General features: G+C 62.9%; 18 protein-coding genes. 11 read left to right on the top strand and 7 right to left on the bottom strand.

The window, feature by feature from the left end; all coding sequences use genetic code 11:
- Positions 1-56 precede the first annotated feature (56 nt).
- The 3 genes from CG51_RS00895 to copM are packed head-to-tail and all read left to right on the top strand — an operon-like array spanning position 57 to position 2,781.
- Positions 57-1,196, top strand: coding sequence for a DUF2235 domain-containing protein (locus CG51_RS00895; protein ID WP_233141180.1), 1,140 nt, complete (start codon positions 57-59; stop codon positions 1,194-1,196).
- Positions 1,197-1,238: 42 nt separating this feature from the next.
- Positions 1,239-2,360, top strand: a complete 1,122-nt coding sequence (locus CG51_RS00890) for a pyridoxal phosphate-dependent aminotransferase (protein ID WP_035740841.1) — start codon at positions 1,239-1,241, stop codon at positions 2,358-2,360.
- Between the two features lie 58 nt (positions 2,361-2,418).
- Complete coding sequence (copM, locus tag CG51_RS00885) at positions 2,419-2,781, top strand: CopM family metallochaperone (RefSeq protein WP_035740839.1); 363 nt, start codon at positions 2,419-2,421, stop codon at positions 2,779-2,781.
- A 15-nt stretch (positions 2,782-2,796) separates the two neighbouring features.
- Here copM and CG51_RS00880 read toward each other — a convergent pair whose 3' ends face one another.
- Complete coding sequence (locus CG51_RS00880; RefSeq protein WP_035740836.1) at positions 2,797-3,999, bottom strand: pyridoxal-phosphate-dependent aminotransferase family protein; 1,203 nt, start codon at positions 3,997-3,999, stop codon at positions 2,797-2,799.
- Positions 4,000-4,131: 132 nt separating this feature from the next.
- Here CG51_RS00880 and CG51_RS00875 point away from each other — a divergent pair, with 132 nt between their 5' ends.
- The 4 genes from CG51_RS00875 (at position 4,132) to CG51_RS19860 (ending at position 7,847) form a co-directional block, all read left to right on the top strand.
- Positions 4,132-5,943, top strand: coding sequence for an ABC transporter ATP-binding protein (locus tag CG51_RS00875; RefSeq protein WP_051929958.1), 1,812 nt, complete (start codon positions 4,132-4,134; stop codon positions 5,941-5,943).
- Complete coding sequence (gene ygfZ / locus CG51_RS00870; RefSeq protein ID WP_035740834.1) at positions 5,940-6,692, top strand: CAF17-like 4Fe-4S cluster assembly/insertion protein YgfZ; 753 nt, start codon at positions 5,940-5,942, stop codon at positions 6,690-6,692. Before CG51_RS00875 ends, ygfZ begins: the two co-directional genes overlap by 4 nt.
- Positions 6,693-6,947: 255 nt before the next feature.
- Positions 6,948-7,268: a DUF6280 family protein gene (locus tag CG51_RS00865; RefSeq protein WP_035706383.1), complete on the top strand. Its 321-nt coding sequence runs from the start codon at positions 6,948-6,950 to the stop codon at positions 7,266-7,268.
- Between the two features lie 276 nt (positions 7,269-7,544).
- Positions 7,545-7,847, top strand: coding sequence for a hypothetical protein (locus CG51_RS19860; protein ID WP_143412829.1), 303 nt, complete (start codon positions 7,545-7,547; stop codon positions 7,845-7,847).
- A 158-nt stretch (positions 7,848-8,005) separates the two neighbouring features.
- Here the strand turns inward: CG51_RS19860 and CG51_RS19005 are convergent, their stop codons facing one another.
- The 3 genes from CG51_RS19005 to CG51_RS00850 all read right to left on the bottom strand — a co-directional run bounded on the left by CG51_RS19005 (position 8,006) and on the right by CG51_RS00850 (position 11,102).
- On the bottom strand, positions 8,006-8,938 hold the full coding sequence (locus tag CG51_RS19005; protein WP_051929957.1) for a hypothetical protein: 933 nt from the start codon (positions 8,936-8,938) through the stop codon (positions 8,006-8,008).
- 91 nt (positions 8,939-9,029) lie between these two features.
- Positions 9,030-10,388, bottom strand: a complete 1,359-nt coding sequence (locus CG51_RS00855) for a TolC family outer membrane protein (protein ID WP_035740832.1) — start codon at positions 10,386-10,388, stop codon at positions 9,030-9,032.
- Positions 10,389-10,448: 60 nt separating this feature from the next.
- Positions 10,449-11,102, bottom strand: coding sequence for a protein-L-isoaspartate O-methyltransferase family protein (locus tag CG51_RS00850; protein WP_035740830.1), 654 nt, complete (start codon positions 11,100-11,102; stop codon positions 10,449-10,451).
- A gap of 320 nt (positions 11,103-11,422) precedes the next feature.
- Here CG51_RS00850 and CG51_RS00845 point away from each other — a divergent pair, with 320 nt between their 5' ends.
- The 4 genes from CG51_RS00845 (at position 11,423) to CG51_RS00830 (ending at position 15,994) form a co-directional block, all read left to right on the top strand.
- On the top strand, positions 11,423-12,526 hold the full coding sequence (locus CG51_RS00845; protein ID WP_035740828.1) for an ABC transporter ATP-binding protein: 1,104 nt from the start codon (positions 11,423-11,425) through the stop codon (positions 12,524-12,526).
- Between the two features lie 79 nt (positions 12,527-12,605).
- The gene (locus CG51_RS00840; protein WP_035740826.1) at positions 12,606-13,679 is read left to right on the top strand and encodes an ABC transporter substrate-binding protein; all 1,074 of its coding nucleotides are present in this window, start codon (positions 12,606-12,608) and stop codon (positions 13,677-13,679) included.
- Between the two features lie 107 nt (positions 13,680-13,786).
- Positions 13,787-15,064: an ABC transporter permease gene (locus tag CG51_RS00835; RefSeq protein WP_084694967.1), complete on the top strand. Its 1,278-nt coding sequence runs from the start codon at positions 13,787-13,789 to the stop codon at positions 15,062-15,064.
- Between the two features lie 9 nt (positions 15,065-15,073).
- Positions 15,074-15,994, top strand: a complete 921-nt coding sequence (locus tag CG51_RS00830; RefSeq protein WP_035740825.1) for an ABC transporter permease — start codon at positions 15,074-15,076, stop codon at positions 15,992-15,994.
- A gap of 80 nt (positions 15,995-16,074) precedes the next feature.
- Here the strand turns inward: CG51_RS00830 and CG51_RS00825 are convergent, their stop codons facing one another.
- From CG51_RS00825 to dgcN, 3 genes are read right to left on the bottom strand one after another with little or no spacing between them, the layout of a single operon-like run.
- A complete protein-coding gene (locus tag CG51_RS00825; RefSeq protein WP_035740823.1) occupies positions 16,075-16,935 on the bottom strand; it encodes a D-amino-acid transaminase in 861 nt (286 codons plus the stop codon).
- Between the two features lies 1 nt (position 16,936).
- Positions 16,937-17,902, bottom strand: a complete 966-nt coding sequence (gene dgcA, locus CG51_RS00820) for an N-acetyl-D-Glu racemase DgcA (RefSeq protein ID WP_035740821.1) — start codon at positions 17,900-17,902, stop codon at positions 16,937-16,939.
- A gap of 2 nt (positions 17,903-17,904) precedes the next feature.
- Complete coding sequence (dgcN, locus tag CG51_RS00815; protein ID WP_035740820.1) at positions 17,905-18,906, bottom strand: N-acetyltransferase DgcN; 1,002 nt, start codon at positions 18,904-18,906, stop codon at positions 17,905-17,907.
- Positions 18,907-18,948: the final 42 nt, after the last annotated feature.

Here is an 18,948-nt window from a genome sequence, read left to right as displayed (position 1 = left end):
CACTCCTTCAGGGAGACGGTCAACCGGTATCGGCAGACGGCGGAGCGGAGGTCGGAATGGGCATCTGGCGTTTCACGGATATGCGGCGGCTCCTCGGCCTCGCGGATGTTGCCCCGATCACCGCCACGACTCCCCTGCCAAAGCGCCGGAAGGCGCGCCCTGCGATGGATCACGTCATCATTCTCGACGGCACGCTTTCCAGCCTGACATCAGGGCAGGAAACGAATGCCGGCCATACCTTCCGCCTGCTCCGAGAGGCTGGATGTGCCTCTCGGCTTTCGCTTTTCTACGAGGCGGGGATTCAATGGAAAGGGTGGTCCAGCCTGCCGGACATCATCACAGGTGCCTCGATCAACGATCAGATACAGCGCGCCTACGGCTTCCTTGCCTGCCGATACCGTCCGGGTGATCGGGTGTTCCTGTTCGGATATTCACGGGGCGGGTTTGCCGTCAGATCGCTTGCCGGGATGATTGACCGGCTGGGTCTTCTGCGTGCGGAAGAAGCCACGGAGCGCAATATCCGGCAGGTCTTTCGTCATTACCGGCTTGCCCCCCAGAGCGACAGTGCTTCCTCTTTCCGCGTGGCCCACTGTCATACGCAGGTCGAAATCGCGATGATCGGCGTCTGGGATACTGTGAAGGCGCTCGGCCTCCGGCTACCGCTGCTCTGGCGCCTGACGGAGGCGGAGCACGCATTTCATCAGCTCGACCTCGGTCCTTCGGTTCGCTATGCCGCGCAGGCTTTGGCGCTTGACGAGACGCGTGTCGCCTTCAGCCCCTTGCCGTGGCAGACCCTGCCTGACTGGGAAGGACGGGCAGAGGACACGTGGTTTCGCGGCGCCCATCCCGATATCGGCGGACAGGTGCATACCGGCCGGCAGGGTCGGCAGCTTGCCAATATTCCGCTGGTCTGGATGCTTGAACGCGTGGAGGCGCAAGGCGTGCCGCTGCCGCAGGACTGGCGGCTCCGTTTTCCCTGCGACGCCAGTGCGCGCCCGGTTGGCACGTTCGATGGCTGGGGCAAGGTATTCCTGATCCGCAGCCCCCGCGCAAACGGGCCGGTAAAGGGTCGCCTTCACCCCACGGTCCGGTTCCATACGCCGACACGGCAGGTGCGGCGCATAGACACGCCCGCACAGGCGGAAACCTCCGCGCGTCTCGCTGCGCTTTTCAGTCCCTTCCGCCGGCAGAGCTGATCCCCCCTTGCGCGGCGCGCGCGTTTGCGCTTGTCATGCGCCATGACCGGACCGCGCTATACCCCCCTTGTCGATGCACTTCCCGCCACAGTGCCGTTCGTCGGCCCCGAAACGCTGGAGCGGCGAAGCGGCACCCCTTTCCGAGCCCGGCTCGGCGCGAACGAGAATGTCTTTGGTCCCTCGCCGAAGGCTATCGAGGCCATGGCGCGTGCGGCCAGCGATGTATGGATGTATGGCGATCCCGAAAATCATGATCTGCGGGAGGCGCTCGCCACATATCATGGTCTCCGGCCGGAGAATGTGGTGGTGGGCGAAGGGATCGACGGACTCCTGGGTTATCTCGCGCGGCTGGTCATCGCGCCCGGCGATGCCGTCGTCACATCGGAGGGGGCCTATCCCACGTTCAACTTCCATGTGGCGGGTTGCGGCGGGGTGCTGCACAAGGTGCCCTATCGGCAGGATCATGAGGATCCGGCGGCGCTTGTTGCACTGGCTTCGACGCTGCGGCCCAAGCTGATCTACCTTGCAAATCCCGACAATCCGATGGCGAGCCACCATCCCGGAAGACTGATCGAACAGATGGTGGAGGCCCTGCCCGACGGCACCCTTCTCGTGCTGGACGAGGCCTATGTGGAGCTGGCCCCCGAAGGTACAGCGGCACGGATCGCGGCGGATGATCCGCGGGTGATCCGCATGCGGACCTTCTCCAAGGCCTATGGCATGGCGGGGGCGCGGGTCGGCTACGCCCTGGCTGCCGCCCCCCTCGTCCGCGCCTTCGACAAGGTACGCAACCATTTCGGCATGTCGCGTATCGCGCAGGCCGGGGCGCTGGCCGCGCTGGCCGATACAGGATGGCTGGAACAGACCCGTAGAAACGTTGGCATCGCGCGGGAGAGGATCGGCGCGATTGCCGCTGCTAACGGGCTGCATGCCCTACCCTCCGCTACCAACTTCGTCGCCATCGACAGCGGCGGAGATGGGGCGCTCGCCCGCCGGATCGTCGCGGAACTCGGCGCGCGGGGCGTATTCATCCGCATGCCGGGGGTCGCACCCCTCGACCGCTGCATCCGCATCAGCGCGGGGCGGCCGGCCGATCTCGACCTTCTGGAGGAGGTGCTGCCGGGGGCGCTGGCCGCCGCACGGGAGGGCGTCACGCCCGCGTGACTTGCCTTCCCCCCGCTGGAAGGTCCGACGGTGCGGTTTCCCAGTAACGGAGGCCATCATGCAACCGATCACCGCCGCTCTCTGCGCAGCGACACTCAGCCTTTTCACCCTCCCCGCGCTTGCGCAGGATCATTCGGCGCATGGCATGCAGGGGAGTAGCATGGAAAGCCCTTCCACCGCCGCCTACATGGAGGCGATGGAGAAGATGCATTCCGCGATGAGCGTGCCCTATACGGGCGATGCCGATGTGGACTTTATCCGCGGCATGATCCCGCACCACCAGGGTGCCATCGACATGGCGAAGGTCGTGCTCGAATACGGCAAGGATCCGGAGGTGAAGAAACTTGCCGAGGAAGTGATCTCCGCTCAGGAGAAGGAAATCGGCTGGATGAACGACTGGCTCGCCAAGCACGGATACTAAGCGAGCCGATCGGGTTCAGCAGCTGGAGGCGATCACCTGCGCCGCCGCGTCCAGCGCGCCCGGCCCGTGCGGAATGTCGAGGGCGCGCAGCCCTGCTTCCATCACCGACAGAACGCCCAGTGTCATATGGGCGTTCACATGCCCCATATGGGCCACGCGCAGGAAACCGTGCCACAAGGGGTCACCCGGCTCCGCCATGCCAAGCCCGATGCCCAGCGTCACGCCCACGTTCTTTTCCGTCCATTCCCGCAGCGCGGTGCCGTGCGGCGCGCCCATGCGGGCTGCAGTCACGGAATGGCCGCGGAAAGCCGGATCAGCGATGTTGAGGGCAATCTCGCTCCCGTGGCTCCAGGCATCAAAGGCAGCCCAGACGGTGCGGGCAAGTGTCTTGTGACGCTGCATCACCGCCTCATATCCCTCCTCGCGCAGGATCATGTTCAGCGCCTCGGCAAGACCCAGCAGCAGATGCGTGGGCGCGGTGCCGTAGAAATGCTGATAGAACTCCTGCGGCTCCGCCCGCGGCTGCCAGTCCCAATAGGGCGTGCGCAGGTCGTTGCCGCGGGTCGTCTGCTTCGCCTTGTCGGAGAAGAACAGGATGCCAAGCCCCGGCGGCGTCATCAGGCCCTTCTGGCTCGCCGTTACCAGAACATCCACACCCCAGGCATCCATCTCGAACGGATCGCAAGCGAAGGAGGCCACGCAGTCCACCATCAGCAGCGCCGGATGCCCCGCCGCGTCCATCGCCTGGCGCACGGCCTGCACGTCGTTGCGGACAGAGGTCGCCGTATCCACATGAGTCAGCAGGACCGCCTTGTAGCTGTGCCCGGTGTCTGCGCGCAGCGCCTCCTCCACCCGTTGCGCATCTACCGGCGCGCGCAGGCCGAAGTCGATCATGTCGATCTCCACCCCCATCTCGCGCGCCTGTGCGGCCCAGTTGATGCCGAACCGCCCGGTCGCAAGGCTGAGCGCCCGGTCACCCCGGCTGAACACATTGGCATTCGCCGCCTCCCAGGCCCCGTGACCATTGGCGATGTAGATCGCCACATTGTCCTTCGTATGAGCCAGCGTGCGAAGATCCGCCACGATACCGTCCACCGTATCGACCAGCGCGCCGGTATAGATGTTCGGCGCCGGCACGTGCATGGCGTTCAGAACCCGGTCGGGCATGACCGACGGACCGGGGATGGCAAGGTAATGACGACCGAAGCCGAGGCTCATCGAAAACTCTCCATGCAAGGCGCGGTTCAACCCCTAGTGCGCCCCGCCGCACGGGTCAACCGGGCGCACGGCTTGCCCTTGGGCCGCAGAGCCGCTACACCGCAGCCAACGCCCCCTAGGCAGAGCGCCCGGATGTCTGACCCGAGCAAGTCCCGCCACGCGACGGGCGATTCCTATACCTCCCGCAGGCTGTTCGGCCGGCTGTGGCACGATTACCTGCGCCACCAGATCCCGGCTATGTCGCTGGTCGCCGTGCTGATGGTGATCGAGGGCTCCACCCTCGGCGCGCTGAGCTACATGCTCCAGCCGCTGTTCGAAAAGGTGTTCGCAGGTGCCGACCCTTCCGCGATCTGGTGGGTGGGCGCGGCGATCTTCGGGCTGTTCCTGATCCGCGCGATCACCTCCATCCTCAGCAAGACGATGCTGTCGCGCATCGCACAGCGCACCTCGACAGCCATGCAGGCCGACCTGCTGCGCCATATCCTGACGCTGGACAGCCGGTTCTTTCAGGAAAACCCGCCCGGTGCCCTCATCGAACGCGTGCAGGGTGACACGATGGCCATTCAGGGCATCTGGATCACCCTGATCTCCGCAGTAGGTCGGGATGGCGTGGCGCTGGTGTCGCTGTTTGCGGTGGCTATTTCCATCGACCCGCTCTGGACGATGGTGGCGCTGGTCGGCACGCCGCTTCTCATCCTGCCGATTGCCAGCATCCAGCGCTACGTCCGTCGCAAGACAACGCAGAGCCGCCGCCAGGCCAGCCTCCGCGCGACGCGGCTGGACGAAATCTTTCACGGCATCATCCCGATCAAGCTGAACCGGATGGAGGGTTATCAGTCCAGTCGGTTCGAGCGAATCATCGACACGATCGTGCGGGCGGAAGTGAAGAACGCCGCCGGCCGCTCGACCATTCCGGCGCTGATCGACGTGGTGACGGGCCTTGGCTTCTTTGCCGTCCTCGTGCTTGGCGGGCGGGAGATCATCGCGGGCGAAAAGACTCTCGCGCAGTTCATGTCGTTCTTCACCGCCATGGCGCTTACCTTCCAGCCGATCCGCAGGCTCGGCGATACGGCAGGTACGTGGCAGGTCGCGGCGGCGAGCCTTGAGCGGGTCTACCGGCTGATGGATACGCTTCCCTCCATCAGCGCGCCTGCCCACCCGCGCCTGCCCGCACCGGGCGAGACTGAGATCCGGTTGCAGGACGTGACCCTCGCCTATGGCGAGATGCCGGTGCTGCGCGGCGTTACCTTCACGGCGGAAGCGGGCAGGACGACGGCGCTCGTCGGCGCCTCTGGCGCTGGCAAGAGCACGGTGTTCAACCTGCTCACCCGCCTTGTTGATGCGCAGTCAGGCCTTGTGACGGTGGGCGGTGTGGACATCATGGACATTCCACTGCCCGACCTCCGCGCCATGTTTTCCGTCGTAACCCAGGATGCCGCGCTCTTCGACGAGACGATCCGGGAAAACATCACACTGGGCCGACAGGACGTGAGCGACGAGCGGCTCCGCGAAGTGATGGATGCTGCCCATGTGACAGAGTTCGTGGAGCATCTGCCTCTTGGCGTGGACACTCCCGCCGGGCCGCGCGGCTCCGCCCTCTCCGGCGGACAGAGACAACGCGTGGCCATCGCGCGCGCCCTGCTCCGTGACGCGCCCATCCTTCTTCTGGACGAGGCGACCTCCGCCCTAGACGCCCGCTCGGAGGCTCTGGTGCAGGCGGCGCTGGACAGGCTCTCCGTCGGCCGCACGACGCTGGTCATTGCGCACCGGCTGTCGACCATCCGCGACGCGCACAAGATCATCGTGATGGATCAAGGCCGCGTGGTCGATGAAGGCACGCATGAGGAACTACTGTCCCGCGATGGACTCTATGCGGGCCTCTACCGGCTGCAATTCCAGTCGACCATGCCCATATCGGTGAATGACAGGGAGCCAAGGGCATGACGGGCGAACGCGCATCCAATCGAAGGATCTATGAAATAGCCGGTGCAGATCGGGTCAGCTTTCTTCAGAACCTTGTCACCAACGATCTCGGTCGGCTGAAGGATGGGCTGGTCTACGCGGCGCTGCTGACGCCGCAGGGCAAGTATCTGGCGGATTTCTTCCTCGCCGATGCGGGGGACCGGATCCTGCTCGACGCCGATGCGGAACAGGCGGAGGGCCTCGCTCGTCGTCTCCAGATGTATCGGCTCCGCGCCGATGTCACCATCACGCCCAGCCCTCTCCACGTGCTGCGCGGCTTGGGGGAGCCGCCGGAAGGTGGGCTCCGCGATCCGCGCCATCCCGCAATGGGCTGGCGGCTTTATACAGATGAAGAAGGCGCCCCGCCCACCGTGGACTGGGATGCCATTCGGGTGGCGGAGACCATTCCCGAAGCGGGGGTGGAGCTGCAACCGGACGACACGTATATCCTCGAAGCCGGGTTCGACCGCCTCAACGGCGTCGACTTCCGCAAGGGTTGCTACGTGGGACAGGAAGTGACGGCCCGCATGAAGCACAAGACAGAGCTTCGCAAGGGCTTCGTTTCGGTCGTTCTGAACAGTCCCGTGACACCCGGAGCTGAGGTTTTGGCAGAGGGAAAGCCTGCGGGCCGCGTCTTTACCGTCGCCGGAAATCGCGCCATTGCCTACCTCCGTTTCGACCGCGCCGCCGGACCGCTCACCGCCGATGGCGTTGCGGTCCACAGAACATGACGCGACGACACTGCGCCTGCGGCAAAACAACAGGACGTCGCAGCCGGATAAATGCTTGATCGAAAGACAGGGGGGCCTATATATCGGCGGCACTCCCCCGGTAAGGTGACTGCATATTGTGATGGGCCCCGTTTCGGCATGCTATGCCTGCATGGCAGGTATTCCCGAACGGTAATACCGAAGCTGGCCCTAAACACGATATTCGGCGACCTCCCGAAGAACGCAAGAGCAATAACAAGAAAAGGACCGGATATCATGGCCGACTCCGTCGACGGCAATGCCTTCAACTTCGAGCAAGGCGCGCGGGCTCGTAAACTCTTCGCCGCGGTTGTCCTTGCTGCCTTGGACGATGCGATTGCTGATGACAAGAAATACGGGAATGGACCGGAACAGATCGCTCGCTGGGCAAGGTCTCGCGATGGGCGCGAAGTTCTTTCCTGCGCCGGGATCGACCCGAACGAGCGTGTCGTGAAGGGCCTCATGGAGTTTGTCGCGAAGGGCATCCGCACTTCCGTTGCCCTCTCCCGTGAGGAAAGCGAACGCCGCCACCTTCTGGAACAGGCTGAAGCTGCCTGAACCGAAGAATTGGCATCAAAAAGGGCGCGCCCCGTTGCGCGCCTTTTTTTATTGGCTATCCGAACATTGTGGTCAGTAAAGATCATGCAGGCCGCCGTCCGTTCAAACAGGACACCCTGCGGCTCTGCCAGCCGGATATCGTTCAGGGCGGCGGGGATACGGGGATGGGACGCTCTCCTCATCTCACTTCTTTCCGCATCTCCCGGCATTGACATCGTGTAATGCCGAACACCTACAGGATGGTGTCAATGCGTGGAGTCGAATCGGCTCACTCTCTTGAAACGATCCTTCATCATCGAAGACGGTGAAGGGTTTCGGGATTCTGAGACGCGTGCCAGCGGAGACGTCAAGGTCTGCCGATATTGCGGTCAAAAAACCGGTGGTAAGTTCTGCCGTTATGCAAGGTCACGCCTCCATATGCGTTCTAAGTCCCTTGCCGATCCTCCTCTGATCAAAGGAGGCAACCTGTGCGACCTGCTGCGCGGCATGCTCATCGTTAACCGCCTATCCGATCCGCACCAGGTCATGCATCCCGTCGAGGACAGCATTGATATCGTCCGCGAACATGAAACGCCGTGATCACCCGCGGCCACGGCCTTTCGATCCGACGGCGTGATTAACCTTGATCGACTATCCCTGAAAATAGAAAGCGAGCGTTCGATCCATGCGGTCATCGCACGGCAAATTCGCAGAGCACAGCAGCGACCGGCCAAGTTGGCTGAGTCTGCCGTCCTGAACTATTCGAACTCTCTTTCCGCGAACGCCTTGCGAATTTCGCTCCGAACGAGTTTGCGGACATTCCGCGTCATACGCTCTCCCAGCGAACCCTGAAGTTCTTCCCTCAGAACCTCCGCTACAAGCATGCGTATATGTTCATCATCCAGTACTGATCTGTCATCCGCGAAAAGACCGATGTCATCATCCAGATCAGGCGGCGCTGCCGAGGGCACGTCTTTTGAACCTTGATCGAGGCGCACCTCTTCAGGAAGATAGGTTTGTGCCTCCGCCTCAATCCTGCCGATGGCAGAAGAGAATTCCATCTGCTCCGCGCCTGGGTCTTCAAGAGGTATCTCATCTGGCACGTCGGGGGGGGTCTCTACCGGTTCCTCAACAGGGATCTCGGCAGGCTCCTCCACCGGATCTTCCGGAATATCGGCCGGCGGCGCCTCCTCCGGTGAATCCGGTGGCAGTTCGGTAGGCGCATCGGGCTCTGGAGGAACTTCCACCGGGGGGCGACCGGCCTCCGCATGTAGTTCGTCTTGGTCCTCGCTCTCATCGGTATGGGAGAAGGAGTTCCGCACAAGCTGGAATCGGCGGGCTTGAGGTTGACGGAAAGCGATCGGCTCCGCCGTATGCGGTTCCGGCTCGTCAATGGAGATAAAGGGCGCTTCATCGACATCATGAAGATCGTCGCGGAAGATCTTGGACTCCATCGTCTCGGGTGCGTTTGCCCGCGCCGCGACTGCTGCTTCGAGCACGGCAAGCGCATCCTCTATGGAAGCACGTCCGTCGCTGTGCTCCACCCGTAATTCCGGGGTAAGCATGAGACGTTCCCCGGCAGCACGTTCGCCCTGGAGTCGCATCTCCAGCCCCTCACCGTCCTGTGCAAGAAGACGGCGGATCGCCGTCAGCACGTCTTCGATCTCGCCACGTTTACCGGAGTCAGACATATCGCCTCGATCCTTCTGTCCGCTAGACCATCGAGCCGCCCTACGTGGCTTGGCAAGCCCACGACTCACACGCCATGATGACAGGAAATAGTTACTTTTTCCCCATGCTCTGAAGCACGCGGTCAAGTTTCTGGCCTTGAATGGAAGTATAGGGAGCCTCGCGCACCGCATTGTAGTACGCGGCCGGATCGTACGTGGGGATACCGAGCTTCAGGTGATCCACAGTGAGAAGGCCCATCGCGGACAGCACCGAATAGGCAGCAACATATTGTTGCGACTGTGCCGAAATCCGGCTTGCCCGAGCGTTCAGCAGTTCCTGCTCCGCATCCAGGACGTCGAGCGTGGTTCGCGCACCGAAGCGGGCCTCCTCCCGGACACCATCATACGCGACCTGTGCCGCCCGGATCTGTTCGTCGATGGACGCCAAAGAGGCACGCGAAACCTGCAGTTGCGACCAGGCTGCGCCAACCTGGTAGGCCACGTTCACAGCCGATTGCTGAAGCGCAGCGCGCGCCTGATCGCGGCTGGCGATCGCCTGACGATGCAGGGATGACAATGCTCCCCCCTGATAGATTGGCTGGGTCAGCGAAAGGGTAAGGGCCGAGGCGTCATCCCCACTCTGATCCCGCGCGACGGAGCCGGTAGCAGAAACTGTCGGCAGGCGCTGCGCCGCCGCAAGGGAGACGTTCAGTTCCGCCACGTTAACCTGACGCTGCGCCTGACGCACATCTGGATGGGTACGGACGCCGACCGCCTTTGCATCATCCACCGATGCCGCGCTGCGGGGCGGCGTCGGGGGCGTGGCGAGACTGCCCGGGTACTGCCCGGTCGCGGCCTTGTAGGCTTCCCGCGCCGTGGTCAGATCGCCTTGGGCGCTGGAAAGTTGCGCGCGCGCCGAGGCCAGCCGAGCTTCGGCCTGCGAGACATCGGTGCGCGTGACCTCGCCAACCTCGAATCGATCCTGCGCGGCTCGAAGCTCCTCACCGATCACACGCACCGAATTCTGGTTCAGCGAGACATATTCAATCGCACTGCGCACGTTCATATAGGCCTGAACTGCATTCAGCAGCACCTGCTGCTCGACCCCGACCAACGCTTCGCGCGTGGCAAGCACCGATTCGCGCGCGATCTCGATCCCAAGACGGTGCCGGCCCGAATCATAGAGTGTGAGACTCGTGGAAAGTCCAATGGTGCTCGTAAGCCGCCGCGTCAGAACGGGATCGACCCAGCGCGACTGGGCTACGAAGGAAAGCGTCGGGCGCAACGCTGCGACGGCAGTAGCCACATCTTCGTCCGCTGCACGGAGAACGGCCCGGTTCTGCTCAAGAAGGTTGGAGTTGCGATAGGCCGCGATGAGCGCGTCCGTCAGCGTCTCGGCCCGAACTGAAGTAACGGACAAACCTGCCGCGAATAACGCCGCGAAAAACCTGACCTTCGATCGCCCTGCCATGTCCCGCCTCGTTCCTGATCTTTTTTTCATTAGTCAGGCGGTGTCCTGTCCAGATCCAGTCTAGAACACGAAACCCCGCTCTGCCGCAAAGCCCGGAAGGACAGGTGCGGAAGCATTGAAAGCATAGCGCCAAGTCATCTCGCCGTCGATCTTGTATCCGATGCGACAGACGCCAAGTGCGCGCTCCATGAACAGGCAACCGATACGGCCACCATCCTTGAGCTGGGCGAGGATCTTTTCCGGAACGTCTTCGACAGCTCCTTCGAGGATGATCACGTCGAAAGGCCCGTGTTTGGGAGAGCCTTCGGCAAAGTCACCCTTGACCATTACGGCGTTGTCCACGCCCTGCGCCGCAAGCAGATCCTGAGCATCGGCGGCGAATTCCTCATCCTGTTCGATGCCGACGACAGCTTCGGCAAGCCGTGCGATCACCGCGGTCGAATAGCCGAGACCCGCACCGATATCGAGCACGAGGTCACCTGCCCCGATGTCCAGAGCATCAAGGAGCTTGGCCAACGTGCGGGGTTCCAGCAGGAAGCGATCACGCCCGATATAGACGTTCTCGCCGACATAGGCGGCTTCGCGCAACGGAGAAGGAACATAGACCTCGCGCGGAACGCTCAGCATCGCATCGATAATCGGGTATTTCGTCACATCAGCTGGGCGGATCTGAGTGTCCACCATCACCGTGCGGCGGCTCGCGAAATCCGACATTGCCTGTTCCCGTCCAGTCCTGCGTCGGAGGTGTCTTGCCACAGAAAATCAGCGGCGGCAACAACGCCCGTTGTATCTCATTGTGGCCGAAACCTCGACCTTGAACTCGCCATAATCGTCGTATCGGGGCCACAAAGTCGGCGATTCTCTGGGCATAGTTTTGAATTATGCCGCAAGTTTATGCAGAAATGTCGAGAATTGACCGGGATTGTCGCAAACGACCTAGCGCCATAGCGCGCCGCTGGTCGTGATACGCACTCATGGCTCCGATGGAGCTATAGAAGAACGAGCGGCCCGAGCCGCCAGCCAGGGAGACTTACGTGGAACCAGCCCAGAGCCGCGACCGGTTCGTGGAGTTCGAGCACGTTCAGAAGAGCTACGACGGCGAAAACCTCGTCGTCAAAGATCTCAATCTCACGATCTCGGAGGGAGAATTCCTCACCATGCTCGGACCCTCTGGTTCGGGCAAGACCACCTGCCTCATGATGCTGGCGGGGTTCGAGACCGCGACTCATGGAGAGATCCGGCTGGACGGCCGCCCCATCAATACCGTGCCGCCGCACAAGCGCGGCATCGGCATGGTGTTTCAGAACTACGCGCTCTTTCCCCATATGACCGTGGCCGAGAATCTGGCCTTCCCGCTCGAAGTGAGGGGAATGGGAAAAGCGGAGCGGGAAGCAAAGATCGGCCGTGCGCTGGACATGGTGCAGATGGGCGCATTCGGGGCGAGGCGCCCGGCCCAGCTTTCGGGCGGTCAGCAACAGCGCATCGCCCTCGCCCGCGCGCTGGTGTTCGATCCGAAGCTCGTGCTGATGGACGAGCCGCTGGGCGCGCTGGACAAGCAGCTCCGCGAGCACATGCAGTTCGAGATAAAGCGCCTGCACCACGAGCTTGGGATCACCGTCGTCTATGTGACCCACGATCAGGGTGAGGCGCTGACCATGTCTGACCGGGTCGCCGTGTTCAACGACGGTCGCATCCAGCAACTCGCCCCCCCCGATGAGCTTTACGAACGGCCCAAGAACAGTTTCGTCGCCCAGTTCATCGGCGAGAACAACCGCCTTCCGGGAAGGGTCGAAAAGCTCGGCCCGGACAAAGCTCTCATTCGGCTCGCGACAGGCGAGGTAATCGACGCAACCCCCGTCAACCTGCGCCACGAAGGGCAGGAGACGCTGGTTTCCATCCGCCCGGAACGGGTGGAGTTCAAGCCGGAGATGATGCCGAAGGACGCCCACATGATCGACGCGGAAGTGATCGAGGTGATCTACATGGGCGACGTTCTCCGCACCCGGATGAAGGTCGCGGGGTCGGACGATTTCGTGATGAAATGCCGCAACACGTTGAGCCAGACAAAACTCTCGCCAGGGCAGCAACTCAGGATCGGCTGGGCACCGCAGGATGCGCGCGCACTCGATCCGGTCTGACTCCGGAAGCGGCAACGAACAGAACAAGGCGGATTTCCGTAGAAACCGCCGGATAACAGGGCAAACAGGGAGCCTGAAGATGAAGAAGATACTTGCGCTGACGACGGCGCTTTCGGCGGCGGGCCTTGGCACCGCACAGGCCGAGGTCGTGGTGATGAGCTGGGGCGGCGCCTACGGCATGGCGCAGACCGAGGCACATGTGAAACCCTTCGAGAAGGACACCGGCATCAAGGCGACGATGCTGGATTCCGACAACCCCGCCGCGCCAATCAAGGCGATGGTGGAGGCGGGCAACGTCACCGTGGACATCGCGTCGCTCGAATATTCCGACGCGGTGCGACTTTGCGACGAAGGGCTGCTGGAGGAGATCGACGTCTCCAAGCTCGCCGCCGCACCCGATGGCACCGCTGCCGCGGACGACTTCTTCGAGGGCGCCGTGACGGACTGCCTCGTCGCCACCGACGTCTGGGCCACCATCTATGCCTATGACGAAACCAAGTTCCCCGGCGAGAAACCCACGACCGCCGCCGACTTCTTCGACACTGCGAAGTTCCCCGGCAAGCGCGGTATGCGCAAATCGCCCAAAACGGTGATCGAACTCGCCATGATGGCCGACGGCGTGCCGGCGGCCGAGGTCTATGACGTACTGGCCACCCCGGAGGGGCTGGACCGCGCGTTCAAGAAGCTCGACACGATCAAGAAGGACGTCGTCTGGTGGGAAGCCGGCGCCCAGCCGCCGCAGCTTCTGGCGGATGGCGAGGTTTCCATGACGATGGCCTATAACGGGCGCATCTTCAACGCGGTGATCGGTGAGGGCAAACCCTTCGTCACCGTCTGGGATGGCATGCAGTACGAGTTCGAAGGCTACGTCATCCCGAAAGGTGCCCCGCATCTTGAAGACGCGATCAAGTTTCTCGACTATTCGACCTCGCCCGAGAAGCTCGCCGACATGACGCAATACATCAGCTATGGCCCGACGCGGAAATCCACCGCGACCATGGAGCGGACCTACAAGGACGGCAAGACCGTCATGGCCCCCTATCTGCCCACCACCCCGGCCAACATGACCAATGCGGTCGAGACGAACTTCGAATTCTGGGTCGATCACGACGCGGATCTTAAAGAGCGTTTCAACGCCTGGCTCATCAACTGACCTGAATAAACCCACCCGGCCCCGCCGCTGCGGGACCGGGCATCCAGTCTATCCGGCGGCGGGATTTCAGCGCACGCCTGCCGCCAATCCAGAGGCTTTGAAGCAAGATGGTCGAAACCACCGCGGTATATCCGCCCGGACGACAGCCCGACAGTGTCCTGCCGGAAGAGAGCGGCAAAGCGCTCAGACGCTCGCTGGCACGGTCGCAGAGGAGCGCGCGCCGCAAGGCACTGCTGCTCGTGCTGCCATTGCTGCTGTTCATCGTCGTCACTTTCGTGATGCCAATCGGCCAACTTCTGCTCCGCTCTGTCTATAACGACGGCTTTTCGGCCAACATGCCCACGGTCTCCGGCTGGCTGGACGATCACCCGGGTGCGGAACCCGACGAGAGCGCCTTTGCCGCGCTCGCCACCGACATCAGGAATGCGGGAGAAGCCAAGACCCTCGGCACCGTCGCCACGAGGGTGAACTACGACTTGCCCGGCACACGTTCGCTCTTCACCTCCGCGGGGCGCAAGTCGCGCGACTGGCAACCGCCCTACCATGAGACGATGGTGGCCGAGGATGCCAGATGGGGCGACCCCGTGCTCTGGGGGGTGATGCGTCAGGCCGCGCATCCCTATACCGCCAACTTCTATCTCGCCGCGATCGACATGCAGCGCAATGACGCCGGCGCGATCGAGCGCGTGCCGGAGGACCGCCGCATCTATGTGCCGCTCTTCCTGCGCACCTTCTGGCTCTCTGCCCTCATCACCGGCATCTGCCTGGTTCTGGCCTATCCCATCGCACATCTGCTGGCGACGCTGCCGCTTCGTAAGTCGAACCTTCTGATGATTCTCGTCCTGCTGCCCTTCTGGACATCACTCCTTGTCAGGACGACCGCGTGGATGGTGCTCCTGCAGGAACAGGGGGTGGTCAACAACATGCTCGTCGCACTGCGCATCATCAACGACGATCAGCGCCTGCCGATGATGTACAACCAGTTAGGCACGATCATCGCGATGACGCATATCCTGCTGCCCTTCATGGTATTGCCACTCTACTCCGTGATGCGGCCGATCAACCCTTCCTATGTCCGCGCGGCGCGAAGCCTTGGCGCGACGTCCTGGACGGCCTTCCGAAGGGTCTACTTTCCCCAGACCCTGCCGGGGATCGGGGCGGGGTCGCTGCTCGTCTTCATCCTTGCGGTCGGCTACTACATCACCCCCGCACTGGTCGGCGGGGCAAGCGGGCAGCTCATCTCCAACCTGATCGCCTATCACATGCAGGGCAGCCTGAACTGGTCGATGGCCGCAGCTCTGGCGGCGATCCTGCTGGCGGCGGTGCTGCTGCTCTACTGGCTCTACGACCGCCTGATCGGCATCGACAACATGAAGCTCGGCTGAGGAACGAAGATGGCCCTTCCCGTCTATGCAAGCCCGCTCGAACGCGTCTGGCACTACGTCTATCTGACGCTCTGCGCGCTCATCTTCCTGTTTCTGATCGCGCCGATCCTTGTCGTCATCCCCCTCTCGTTCAACGCAGAACCCTACTTCACGTTCACGGAGAAGATGCTGGCCTTCGATCCCCAAGGCTATTCGATGCGCTGGTACGACATGCTCGTGACCTTCGGCATGCAAGCCCCGGATGCTCCGCGGACGAGCGCCTTCTGGGCAGACGTTTGGCAAAACGCTACATGGGTGAAGGTCGCCAAGAACTCGATCATCGTCGGCTTCTTTGCGACGCTGGTCGCCACGACGCTCGGCACCATTGCGGCGCTTGGCCTTTCACGACCCGAAATGCCGTTCCGCCGGTCGATCATGGCGCTGCTTATCTCACCGATGATCGTACCGGTCATCATCACCGCAACGGGGCTGTTCTTCTTTTACTCGCGTATACAGATCCAGCAGTGGGGCGTGCCTTACCTCGGCCTTGTCCTGTCCCACGCGACGCTGGGGATCCCTTTCGTCATCATCACGGTGACGGCGACGCTGGTTGGGTTCGACCGGTCACTCACCCGCGCGGCGGCGAGCCTCGGTGCGTCTCCCGTACGAAGCTTCTTCAAGGTGACCCTGCCCATCATTCTGCCCGGGCTGATCTCCGGAGCGCTCTTCGCCTTCGTGACTTCTTTCGACGAGGTGGTGGTCGTGCTGTTCCTCGCCACTCCGGACGAGCAAACCATTCCCCGCCAGATGTGGAACGGTATCAGGGAGCAGATCAGCCCCGCCATTCTTGCCGTGGCGACCATTCTCATCGTGGTCTCCATCGGTCTTCTGAGCACGGTCGAACTCCTGCGCCGTCGGTCGGAGCGCCTCCGTGGCCTCAGCCCCGGCTAAAGACAGCGACCGGAAATGAAGCGGGACGCAAGCCATCGCCTGCGTCCCGCCCGAATTGTCGAAGATATGCCGCCCGAGGGTCAGAGCGCCGCTTTGCGCATCTCGTCGAGATAGATTTCCCGAAGGCGTGCTGCCACTGGCCCCGGTTTCCCGCCACCGATCACAGCCCCGTCGATCTCGACCACAGGCATGACAAAAGCGGATGCGGAGGTGAAGAACGCCTCGTCCGCAGCCTGCGCTTCCTCGATCGTGAAAAGCCGCTCCTCGACTTCCATCTGTGCCTCGGCTGCGAGACGGATCACTGCGGCGCGGGTGATACCATGCAGGATTTCTTCGGACAGGGGCCGGGTAATGATCCGCCCGCCTTTCACGATATAGACGTTGTTGGACGATCCCTCCGTCACGAAGCCATCCTCCACGAACCATGCATCGTCCACCTCCGCCTTCTTGGCCATCATCTTGGCCATGCTCGGATAGAGAAGCTGCACCGTCTTGATATCCCGGCGTCCCCACCGAATATCCGGGACGGAGATCACCTTCGCGCCGATCTTCGCCTGGGGACTGTCCGCCAAACCGGGTTTCGACTGGGTGAACAGCACCAGCGTCGGCGTTACACTCTTGTCGGGAAAGGCAAAGTCACGGTCGCCCGGATTACCGCGGGTGACCTGAAGATAGACCATGCCATCCTCCACCCCGTTGCGCGCGATAAGTTCCCGGTGGATCTCCAGAAGCTCATCGTCCGAAACGGGCGCGGCAATCTCCAGCTCCCCCAGCGAGCGTGCGAGACGCCTTGTATGACCGTCGAAATCCACCAGCTTACCGCCGAGGACGCTCGTCACCTCATAGACACCGTCCGCCATGAGGAAGCCACGATCAAAGATGGAGACACGCGCCTCCTCCTCCGGCAGATAGTCACCATTCACATAGACGATGCGGCTCATGTTACCCCCAAAGCTCGGCGTCGGACGGATGCACGCCCGTAGCGTCGTAAAGCAGCGGGCTGGCGCGGTCTTCGGCCAGAAGCAGCGGCCCGTCAAGATCGACAACAGCTGCGCCCTGCGCCACCAGCACAGCAGGTGCCATGGCAAGGGATGATCCCACCATGCAGCCGACCATGATGCCATAGCCCGCCGCATGCGCCGCATCACGCAGCGCCAGCGCCTCCGTCAGCCCGCCGGTCTTGTCGAGCTTTATGTTTACGAGATCGTATTTGCCCGCAATGTCGTCCAGCGAATGCCGGTCATGACAGCTTTCGTCGGCGCAGACCGGCAAAGGACGTGCCATTTCCGCCAGCATCTCGTCTGCGCCTGCGGGGAGCGGCTGCTCCACCAGTGCCACGCCGAGCCGTACGAAATGGGGGGCAAGGTCGCGATAGACATCCGCCGTCCAACCCTCGTTCGCATCGACGATGATCCGCGCTTCCGGGGCACCACGCCGCACTGCCTCGAGCCGGCCCATGTCATCGGCGGTGCCGAGCTTGATCTTCAGCAAGGGGCGGAAGGCGTTCCGGCGCGCCGCAGCCTCCATCCGCTCCGGCGTATCCAGTGACAGGGTGAAGGCGGTGATCATCGGCTCTGGCCTCGGCAGCCCCGCCATGTCCCAGACACGCCGGCCCGCATGTTTCGCCTCCCAGTCCCAAAGTGCGCAATCCACCGCGTTCCGCGCGGCGCCCGGCGGCAGCATGGCCTGCAGCTCCGTCCGGCTTACGGGGAGCGCAAGCCCCTCGATCTGCCGGGTCACGCTCTCCAGGCTTTCGCCGTAGCGGGCATAGGGCACGCATTCGCCCCGCCCGGTGATGCCATCCTTCTCCACCGTGACGGTCAGCACCTTGGCCTCCGTGCGGGAGCCGCGCGATATGGTGAACACCTCCGCCAGGCGGAAGGTATCGGGGGTTACGGTAAGCTTCATGGTCAGGACGCCATCAACGCATCGACCAGCCGGCCCGCACCATGCCGGAACGGATCGACCGTTGGCAGGCCCATCTGCTGCTCCACGTTCTGAAGATAACGCACGGCGTCCTCCTCACTCATGTGCTGGGTGTTGACGGAGATTCCGACGACCTTGCACTCCGGGTTGCCCACGCGAGCGAGCTGGAGCGACACGTCCCGCAGTTCCTCCAGGCTGGGCAGTTTGTAGCCCGGAAGGCCGCGCATATGCGGCCGCGTCGGCTCATGGCAGAGCACCAGCGCATCGGGCTGGCCGCCATGCACCAGCGCCAGCGTCACCCCGGAATAGGAGATGTGGAACAGGCTGCCCTGCCCCTCGATCATGTCCCAATGGTCCTCGTCATTGTCCGGCGTCAGGTATTCCACCGACCCCGCCATGAAATCAGCGACCACAGCGTCAAGCGGCACGCCCCCACCGGTGATCAGGATACCCGTCTGTCCGGTTGCCCGGAAATCGGATTTCAGGCCGCGCTCCCGCATTTCCTTGTCCATGGCAAGGCAGGTGTACATCTTGCCGACCGAGCAATCGGTGCCCACGGCCAGCATCCGCTTGCCGGAGCGCTTCTTGCCGTTGGCAATGGGATAGTCCACGACCGGAACCCGGACATCATGAAGCTCCCGCCCGAACCGCTCCGCGGCGGCAACCAGCAGCGGCTCATCCCGGAGCAGGTTGTGCAGCCCGGAGGCGATGTCGAATCCCTCCTCCAGTGCCTCGACCAACACCTTGATCCAGCTGTCCGAAATCACCCCGCCACGGTTCGCCACGCCGACGACCAGCGTCTTGCAGCCCGCCGCCTTCGCCTCCGCCAGGGTCATGTCGGGGAGTTTCATGTCGGCCTTGCAGCCCTCCATGCGGAACTGCGCCACGGCGAATTCGGGGCGCCAGTCGCGGATGCCCTGCGCCACCTTTGCCGCCAACGGGTCGGGTGCGTCACCAAGAAAAAGGAGGTAGGGCGTCTTTATCATGGGGAACCTCGGAGATTGAACACCCCCATGATGACGCGCCGC

The sequence above is a fragment of the Haematobacter missouriensis genome, assembly GCF_000740775.1.
Classification (GTDB): domain Bacteria; phylum Pseudomonadota; class Alphaproteobacteria; order Rhodobacterales; family Rhodobacteraceae; genus Haematobacter; species Haematobacter missouriensis.
This window is presented reverse-complemented; position numbering and strand designations above follow the sequence as displayed.

What these genes read in the sequence shown, in the direction of transcription:
- CG51_RS00895 (WP_233141180.1), top strand. Translation starts at nt 57, where the DNA reads ATGGGCATCTGGCGTTTCACGGATATGCGGCGGCTCCTCGGCCTCGCG.
- CG51_RS00890 (WP_035740841.1), top strand. Translation starts at nt 1,239, where the DNA reads ATGACCGGACCGCGCTATACCCCCCTTGTCGATGCACTTCCCGCCACA.
- copM (WP_035740839.1), top strand. Translation starts at nt 2,419, where the DNA reads ATGCAACCGATCACCGCCGCTCTCTGCGCAGCGACACTCAGCCTTTTC.
- CG51_RS00880 (WP_035740836.1), bottom strand. Translation starts at nt 3,999, where the DNA reads ATGAGCCTCGGCTTCGGTCGTCATTACCTTGCCATCCCCGGTCCGTCG.
- CG51_RS00875 (WP_051929958.1), top strand. Translation starts at nt 4,132, where the DNA reads ATGTCTGACCCGAGCAAGTCCCGCCACGCGACGGGCGATTCCTATACC.
- ygfZ (WP_035740834.1), top strand. Translation starts at nt 5,940, where the DNA reads ATGACGGGCGAACGCGCATCCAATCGAAGGATCTATGAAATAGCCGGT.
- CG51_RS00865 (WP_035706383.1), top strand. Translation starts at nt 6,948, where the DNA reads ATGGCCGACTCCGTCGACGGCAATGCCTTCAACTTCGAGCAAGGCGCG.
- CG51_RS19005 (WP_051929957.1), bottom strand. Translation starts at nt 8,938, where the DNA reads ATGTCTGACTCCGGTAAACGTGGCGAGATCGAAGACGTGCTGACGGCG.
- CG51_RS00855 (WP_035740832.1), bottom strand. Translation starts at nt 10,388, where the DNA reads ATGGCAGGGCGATCGAAGGTCAGGTTTTTCGCGGCGTTATTCGCGGCA.
- CG51_RS00850 (WP_035740830.1), bottom strand. Translation starts at nt 11,102, where the DNA reads ATGTCGGATTTCGCGAGCCGCCGCACGGTGATGGTGGACACTCAGATC.
- CG51_RS00840 (WP_035740826.1), top strand. Translation starts at nt 12,606, where the DNA reads ATGAAGAAGATACTTGCGCTGACGACGGCGCTTTCGGCGGCGGGCCTT.
- CG51_RS00835 (WP_084694967.1), top strand. Translation starts at nt 13,787, where the DNA reads ATGGTCGAAACCACCGCGGTATATCCGCCCGGACGACAGCCCGACAGT.
- CG51_RS00830 (WP_035740825.1), top strand. Translation starts at nt 15,074, where the DNA reads ATGGCCCTTCCCGTCTATGCAAGCCCGCTCGAACGCGTCTGGCACTAC.
- CG51_RS00825 (WP_035740823.1), bottom strand. Translation starts at nt 16,935, where the DNA reads ATGAGCCGCATCGTCTATGTGAATGGTGACTATCTGCCGGAGGAGGAG.
- dgcA (WP_035740821.1), bottom strand. Translation starts at nt 17,902, where the DNA reads ATGAAGCTTACCGTAACCCCCGATACCTTCCGCCTGGCGGAGGTGTTC.
- dgcN (WP_035740820.1), bottom strand. Translation starts at nt 18,906, where the DNA reads ATGATAAAGACGCCCTACCTCCTTTTTCTTGGTGACGCACCCGACCCG.